Below are 7,284 nucleotides of genomic sequence, written 5' to 3'. Positions count from 1 at the left end.
TTAACCTGGTTTTCATCCAGGTGACTCGATCTCATCACTAAAAGTGACTTGACCCGCACATCTGTCAACAATATTCAGTTCTCAAAGTTCGTCTTGCCGTCTTCGTGACGACTTCTATATCTTACCAGACTTTCAAAGGTTTGTCAACAACTTTTTTCTCACAATGTTTCATGTGAAACAGTTGCCGGACCCATGAAGGCTGGTATGGCGCTTTCTCAAAGAGAAAGCTTGTATCGTATAGCAAAACGGGAGAAAGGTGTCAACACCTTTCTCCTGTTTTTTTATTCCGCTGCTCCATATTCATTCACACCCGGCTGGCCGGCAGCGAACAACAGGTACAGGAACATGAGCAGGTTGGCTGCGGGAATGACGCACACAAACAGCCACAGACCGCTGTGTCCCCGGTCATGGAGCCGCCGCACCGAAATGGAAATCTGGGCCACACACAAAGCAATGAAAGCCAGGATCCCCAAGGGTGCCAGGATGGAAATGACGCCGCACAGCAGGCTCACCACCACAGCGCACAGCACCAGCAGCAGCCACCGGCACACAAAATCTCCCCGGCTCAACCGTCCGTCAAAGGAAAAATACATGGGCTTCCAGGTATTGGCATCGGGGATATTGGCCTGCAGCCGGGCACCAAAGCTGGGATCGCTGGTGGGACGATACTGGTACCGGTTCTGTTGCTGCTGTTCCTGCCGGGTTTCCGTTTCCGGCTGTACTTCCTGTGCAGGCTGTGCTGCATCTTCCGGCTGCTGCCCACCACTGCGCATAGCCTGGCTCACCGGGGTCAGTTCCAGCTCCGTTCCGTCAATGGAACAGAAGTTCTGGCTGTCTTCATAGATCTTATGACATTTGGGACAGATCTTCATAATGTCCTCCTTACTTTTTCTTAAGGGTCTTTCCGGTCTTTTTCCCTTTGGCCGGATGTTTGGCGTAATAGGTGGCCAGCTGGTCGCCGATGTATTCTCCATAGGTATCACCGGCCTTGGTCCACACATCGTTCACTGCATAATGGTCCGTCATGGTGTTCTGCGCATCAAAGGTGCACAGGTACAGCGTCCGTGCCTTCTCATTCTTTACATCATACCGGGTCTGGCTCAGCAGTACCCTGGTTCCGTTCACCGGATTCTTCATGACGGTCTTTTCCCATACCTGATAGGAATTGGGCCCCTTCTTTTCCAGGGATTCGGGGTTGAACCATTTCCGTCCCAGTCCCGGCAGACTCTTGATGAAGACCCAGGGTCCCCGCCACCGGGAATAATCCCATTCATACCGGGCCCGGGTGAACAGGGGCGTCATGGGCTCAAAGGCCTGCCATTCCTGCACCTTCCGGTTGCCGGTGGTCTTTTTGCCCTTTTTGTCCAGGGCATAGGAACTGAGCTGACGCCATTTCTTTGTCTTCATGTCATATTCCCGATGCCGCAGCTCCCCGGTATGGCCCTTGGCATCCGGTTTCACCCAGACCACCTTTTCCCACACCAGCAGAGAGGTGTCCGTCGGCCGTTTCAGGCTGTCCCGGTCCATGGAAATCGATCCTTCATCGGTGTTGCCCAGAGGCATCCAGTGCACCGCCAGTGCCGGAAGAGGCAACGCCGATAGACAGAACGCCAATCCCATTGCCAGCCATTGTTTTTTCATACAGACACCCCCCGGCCCTCCGGCCTGTGAATTTACCAGACCATTATACCATAAAAAAGGACTGCTGATGGACAGCAGTCCTTCTTGCGTTCCGGTCAATCCTCTTTATGCACCAGTACCTCCCGTACCGCTTTTTCGAACTTGGCCCGGGGCAGCAATACGTAATGGCCGCAGCCCCGGCATTTGATGCCGAAGTCCATGCCTACCCGCAGCACGTCCCATTCATAGGAACCGCAGGGATGGGCTTTCTTCATCCGCACAATGTCGCCGACTTTGTATTCGATATCATTCTTCATGGGCATCATCTACTTTCAACGTAGAAATGTCGGTGATCACGAACCCGGCATCCCGGATGGTCTGGATGATATCCATGGCATTGGTCAGGTCCGCCCGTACCGTAATGGCCGCCCGTTTCGGTCCAATCTTCCGGACCAGCACGGAGATGATGTTCACGCCCCGCTGCCGGAAGATGTCAGCCAGGTCGGCCAACACACCCACCTTATCCTGGGTATCCACAGTGATCTTCGTGGAGGTCTTGGCATAGCCCAGCAGGTCCACAAAAGCCTTGAACACATCCGTATCGGAGATGATCCCCACCACCTTGTTGGTGTCGTCCACCACGGGCAGAGCCCCGATTTTGAATTTGTACATCAGATAGGCGGCGGTCTCCACCCCGTCTTCGGCTTTGACCGTAATGACGGCCTTGGTCATCAGGTCTTTGGCCTTCAATTTGCCCAGGATGGTGTTCACTTCATACCGGTCCAGGGTGCTGGCGTCGGAAGGCGTTGCCCGTGCCACATCCCCGTCGGTGACGATGCCCTTCAGATGGCCGTCTTCATCCACCACCGGGATCCGGCGCAGGTTGTTGTTCAGCATCAGTTCCCGGATTTCCAGCAGGGACTGATCCGCCGTCACCACTTTTACCACTTTGGTCATCAAATCTTTTACTTGCATGCTTCTGCCTCCTTGTCAGCCGCCCAGATAAGCCTTCTGCACGGCTTCGCTGGCTGCCAGTTCGGCTGCACTGCCGGACAGCACTACGCGGCCGGTTTCCAATACATACGCCCGATCTGCAATGGACAACGCCATATTGGCGTTCTGTTCCACCAGAAGGACGGTGGTACCTTCCTCATTGATTTCCTTGATGATGGAGAAGATTTCCCGTACCAAAAGCGGTGCCAGCCCCATGGACGGTTCGTCCAGGAGCAGCAGCTGGGGACGGCTCATAAGAGCCCGTCCCATGGCCAGCATCTGCTGCTCGCCGCCGGACAGTGTACCAGCCAGCTGGCCGACCCGTTCTTTCAGACGGGGGAATTTCAGGAATACTTTTTCCTTGTCCCGGGCCACTTCATCCTTATCCTTCCGCAGGTAGGCTCCCATGTCCAGGTTTTCCATGACGGTCATCTCGGCAAATACATGCCGCCCTTCCGGAACCTGCACCAGGCCCTGGCCCACCAGTTTATGGGCCGGGATCCCCACGATGTCGTTGCCTTTGTATTCAATGCTGCCGCTTTTGGGTTTGATCAGCCCGGAAATGGTATGCAGGGTGGTGGATTTACCGGCCCCGTTGGAACCGATCAGGGTGACGATTTCCCCGTCCCCCACTTCCATGTCCAGATCCTTGACGGCGTGGATGGCCCCATAGTATACGTTCAGATTTTTGATTGAGAGCATCAGGATACCTCCTCGCCCAAATAGGCCTTGATGACCCGTTTGTTATGCTTGATTTCGTCAGGGGTGCCATTGGCAATGCAGATGCCGTATTCCAGCACATAGATCCGCTGGCACACATTCATGACCAGCTGCATATCGTGTTCAATGAGCAGGATGCTCAGGTCGAATTCCTTCTTGATCCACCGGATCATTTCCATGAGCTCCTTTGTTTCCTGGGGGTTCATGCCGGCTGCCGGTTCGTCCAGCAGCAGCAGCCGGGGAGCGGTGGCCAGGGCCCGGGCGATTTCCAGCCGCCGCTGTTCCCCGTAGGGAAGGTTCCTGGCCATTTCGTCCCGGAATTTTTCCAGGTGGAAGATTTTCAGCAGGGCCAGGGCTTTTTCCTCGATGGTTTCTTCTTCCTTGAAGTACCGGCCGAAACGGCCCACCGCCTCCAGCAGGCCGTAACGGACCTGGCTGTTGAAGGCGATTTTTACGTTGTCCAGTACGGACAGTTCAGAGAACAGCCGGATATTCTGGAAAGTCCGAGCGATGCCCATCTGGGTCACCTGATAGGGTTTCTTCCCATTGATTTTCTGACCGTCGAAGGTGATGACCCCTTCGGAGGGTTCATACACCCCGGTGAGCATGTTGAAAGCCGTGGTCTTGCCGGCCCCGTTGGGACCGATCAGGCCGATCAGTTCCCCCTCGTCGATCTGCATGGTCAGGTTGGACACGGCGCGCAGGCCGCCAAAGATCATGGATGCGTTATTCACTTTGAGCAGTTCCGCCACGAGAGCCACCTCCCAGTTTGATAGAATGGAACATCTTCAGGCTCAGTTCCTTGTTGCCGAATATGCCTTGCGGCCGGTTCAGCATGAGCACGATCAGTACGATGGAATAGATCACCATCCGCCATTCCGGATAATCGGCCAGGGCCGCAGAGATACCTGTCAGCAGGATGGCCCCGGCCACGCTGCCGCTGATGGAGCCCAGGCCGCCCAGCACCACCATGGTCAGTACGTCGAAGGAACGCATGAAGGTGAAGGAGGCAGGATGGGCGATGTAGTAGTAATGGGAGAACAGGGCACCGGCCGTACCGGCGAATCCGGCCCCGATGGTGAAGGCCAGCACCTTGTACTTGGTGGTATTGATTCCCATGGTCTCAGCCGCGATCTCATTTTCCCGGATGGCCATACAGGCACGGCCTTCCGCCGAATTCTTGAAGTTCTTGATGAAGAACAGTACAAAAGCCATGATCCAGAAGGCGATGGGGAATGTAGTCAGACGGGGAATGCCCATGAAGCCGGAAGCTCCACCCACGTAGTCGATGTTCAAGATGGTGATCCGGATGATTTCGCCCAGGCCCAGCGTGGCAATGGCCAGATAATCCCCGTTCAGCCGCAGGGTGGGGACGCCGATCAAAAAGCCCAGTACAGCTGCCGACAGGGTGGCCACGATCAGGGCGATGGGGAAGTCCATCCCCAGTTTCACCGTGATGATGGCAGAACTGTAGGCCCCCACCGCCATGAACCCGGCATGGCCGATGGAGAACTGGCCGGTGAGCCCGTTGATCAGGTTCAGGCTGACGCTCATGATGATGTTGATCAGGATCAGGATCACGTTGGTTTCCCAGTAATCGTCCAGGATTTCTTCATCGAAGAGCACATAGAATGCCACAAAGATCACAGCCAGGATGGCCAGACCCAGCAGGTCCTGTTTCCGCAATGCTTTTCGCAAACTCTTCATGGCCATCACCTACACTTTCTCTTTTACGTTCTTGCCCAAAAGGCCCGTGGGTTTGATGAGCAGGATCAAAATCAGGATGGCAAAGGCTGCCGCATCCCGATAGGTGGAGGAGAAGAAACCGGACACCATGGCTTCCACCAGGCCCATGATGATGCCCCCCAGCATGGCGCCGGGCAGGATCCCGATGCCCCCCACCACAGCTGCGATGAAGGCCTTGATACCGGGCATCATGCCCATGAGGGGATCGATGGAGTTGTAATAGATACCCACCAGCACGCCGGCAGCCGCTGCCAGTGCAGAGCCCAGGGCGAAGGTGGTGGAGATGACCCGGTCGGTGTCGATGCCCATGAGCTTGGCTGCATCGGCATCATAGCTGACAGCCCGCATGGCCTTCCCGGCCTTGGTCCTGTTGACGATATAGGTCAGACCCAGCATCAGCACCAGGGCACTGACCAGGATCAGGATCTGCTGGTTGTTCACCACCACGCCCCCGATGTGGTACACCGTGGGAGCGAACACCGGCGGAAAGGTCCGTGGCTGGGGCGTAACCAGCAGGATCATGCCGTTTTCCAGGAAGAAAGATACACCGATGGCGGTGATCAGAGCCGCAATCCGGGGAGCATTCCGCATGGGTTTATAGGCAATCCGTTCGATGATGATACCGGCCAGGGCCGCTCCCGCCATAGCAATGATCAGAGCCGGCAGAAACGGCAGATGGGCTTTCGTAATGGCCACAAAGCCGATATAGGCGCCCAACATGTAAATATCACCGTGGGCGAAGTTGATCAGTTTGATGATCCCGTAGATCATGGTGTATCCCAGGGCAATCAGCGCATAAATGCTGCCCAGGGAAATGCCGTTGACAATTTGCTGGACAAATTGCAGGGCAAAAGATCCTGTGTTCATGAGCACCCCTCCTTGTGAAAAAGTTTGGCGTCAGACCGGAAACCGATCCGACGCCAGCAGATTGTTTGGCTTACAGCGTAATCTTTTGTTTGAAGGTCTGTTTGCCGTCTTTCATTTCGATGATGATACCGCCGGAAACAGGGTTGTGCTGTTCATCCAGGGTATATTTGCCCGTAGCTACCTGCAGATCCTTGATCTTGCTCAGGGCTTCGGCAATCTTGGCTCCATCTGCGGTACCGGCCTGTTTGATGGCTTCCGCCACAGCCAGGGTGCCGTCATAGCCATGGATGGCGAAGGTATCCGGTTCTTCGTTGAATTTGGCTTTGTAGTCCTTGATGAACTGCTGTACATGAGGATCCTTGTCCTGTGCGGAGTAGGCGTTGGTGAAGTAGGTGCCGTTCAGGGCTTCCGCGCCGGCGATATCAGCCAGTTTGGGAGAATCCCATCCGTCACTGCCCAGAATCGGGCAGGTGATTCCCACTTCACGGGCCTGTTTGATGATCTTGGAAACTTCTTCATAGTAGCCGGGAACATACAGGGCTTCCGGATTGGTGGCTTTCAGTTTGGTCAGTGCGGACTTGAAGTCCTGGTCCTTGGCCAGGAAGGCTTCCTTGCCAACCACTTTGCCGCCTTTTTCTTCCAGGGTCTTGCCGAATACATCCATCAGGCCCTTGGAGTAATCACTGGAGGAATCATAGAAAATCGCCACATTCTTCACTTTCAGGGTTTCGGTGGCAAATTTGGCCATCAGTTTTCCCTGGAAGGGGTCCGTGAAGCAGGCACGGAAAATATACGGACGGACCTTGCCTTTTTCATCCACCGTGATGCCGGGAGCCGTAGCTACAGGAGCCATCAGAGGGATCTTGCTGTTGGTCACTACCGGCGTGGCAGCAGATACGCAGCCGCTGGTAGCCGGCCCGATGATGACGGACACTTTATCCTTGGTGATCAGCTTGGTGGCCGCGTTGCCGGATTCGGAAGGCTCCGATTTGTTGTCAGCTTCCACCAGTTTGATTTTCTTGCCGTTGATGCCACCCTTGGCGTTGATCTGCTCCACAGCCAGCTGTACGCCTTTGTATGTGGATTTGCCGTAGTTGGCCACGTTGCCGGTCAGTTCGAACAGAGCCCCGATCTTGATTTCATTGCCGCTGTCTTTCTTTGCTGCATCTTTCTTGCCGCAGCCGGTAAACATAGACGCTACGAGAGTTGTCATCGCCAGCGCGCCGACCGCTTTTTTCCATGCTTTCATCAACAACACCTTTGCTTTCCTGAGATTTCCTTGCTGGTGACCCGCATTGAACCGGTCGGCCCTGCAAGCTTTATGACCATTATACGCAC

General features: G+C 55.2%; 9 protein-coding genes. All 9 read right to left on the bottom strand.

Annotated features, from left to right (window positions below):
- Nucleotides 1-281: 281 nt before the first annotated feature.
- Complete coding sequence (locus tag BQ5462_RS01910) at nucleotides 282-872, bottom strand: DUF805 domain-containing protein (RefSeq protein ID WP_071141744.1); 591 nt, start codon at nucleotides 870-872, stop codon at nucleotides 282-284.
- 10 nt (nucleotides 873-882) lie between these two features.
- A complete protein-coding gene (locus BQ5462_RS11130) occupies nucleotides 883-1,641 on the bottom strand; it encodes a hypothetical protein (RefSeq protein ID WP_143037997.1) in 759 nt (252 codons plus the stop codon).
- A 95-nt stretch (nucleotides 1,642-1,736) separates the two neighbouring features.
- Nucleotides 1,737-1,937 carry a DUF951 domain-containing protein gene (locus tag BQ5462_RS01900; RefSeq protein WP_071141775.1) on the bottom strand — a complete coding sequence of 67 codons (201 nt, stop codon included), beginning with the start codon at nucleotides 1,935-1,937 and terminating at the stop codon, nucleotides 1,737-1,739.
- Nucleotides 1,927-2,595, bottom strand: coding sequence for a CBS and ACT domain-containing protein (locus BQ5462_RS01895; protein ID WP_071141742.1), 669 nt, complete (start codon nucleotides 2,593-2,595; stop codon nucleotides 1,927-1,929). Before BQ5462_RS01895 ends, BQ5462_RS01900 begins: the two co-directional genes overlap by 11 nt.
- A gap of 15 nt (nucleotides 2,596-2,610) precedes the next feature.
- Nucleotides 2,611-3,315, bottom strand: coding sequence for an ABC transporter ATP-binding protein (locus BQ5462_RS01890; RefSeq protein WP_071141741.1), 705 nt, complete (start codon nucleotides 3,313-3,315; stop codon nucleotides 2,611-2,613).
- On the bottom strand, nucleotides 3,315-4,052 hold the full coding sequence (locus BQ5462_RS01885) for an ABC transporter ATP-binding protein (protein ID WP_071141773.1): 738 nt from the start codon (nucleotides 4,050-4,052) through the stop codon (nucleotides 3,315-3,317). The genes BQ5462_RS01890 and BQ5462_RS01885 overlap by 1 nt, the downstream gene beginning before the upstream one ends.
- A gap of 7 nt (nucleotides 4,053-4,059) precedes the next feature.
- Entirely contained in the window at nucleotides 4,060-5,040 is a 981-nt protein-coding gene (locus BQ5462_RS01880; protein WP_083378035.1) for a branched-chain amino acid ABC transporter permease, read from the bottom strand.
- Nucleotides 5,041-5,049: 9 nt separating this feature from the next.
- Nucleotides 5,050-5,946 (bottom strand): branched-chain amino acid ABC transporter permease, encoded by an 897-nt coding sequence (locus BQ5462_RS01875; protein ID WP_071141740.1) that lies wholly within the window; start codon nucleotides 5,944-5,946, stop codon nucleotides 5,050-5,052.
- Between the two features lie 70 nt (nucleotides 5,947-6,016).
- Nucleotides 6,017-7,195, bottom strand: coding sequence for an ABC transporter substrate-binding protein (locus BQ5462_RS01870; RefSeq protein WP_071141739.1), 1,179 nt, complete (start codon nucleotides 7,193-7,195; stop codon nucleotides 6,017-6,019).
- Nucleotides 7,196-7,284: the final 89 nt, after the last annotated feature.

Origin of the sequence: Acidaminococcus timonensis (assembly GCF_900106585.1) — a bacterium.
GTDB classification, from domain to species: Bacteria; Bacillota; Negativicutes; order Acidaminococcales; family Acidaminococcaceae; genus Acidaminococcus; species Acidaminococcus timonensis.
This window is presented reverse-complemented; position numbering and strand designations above follow the sequence as displayed.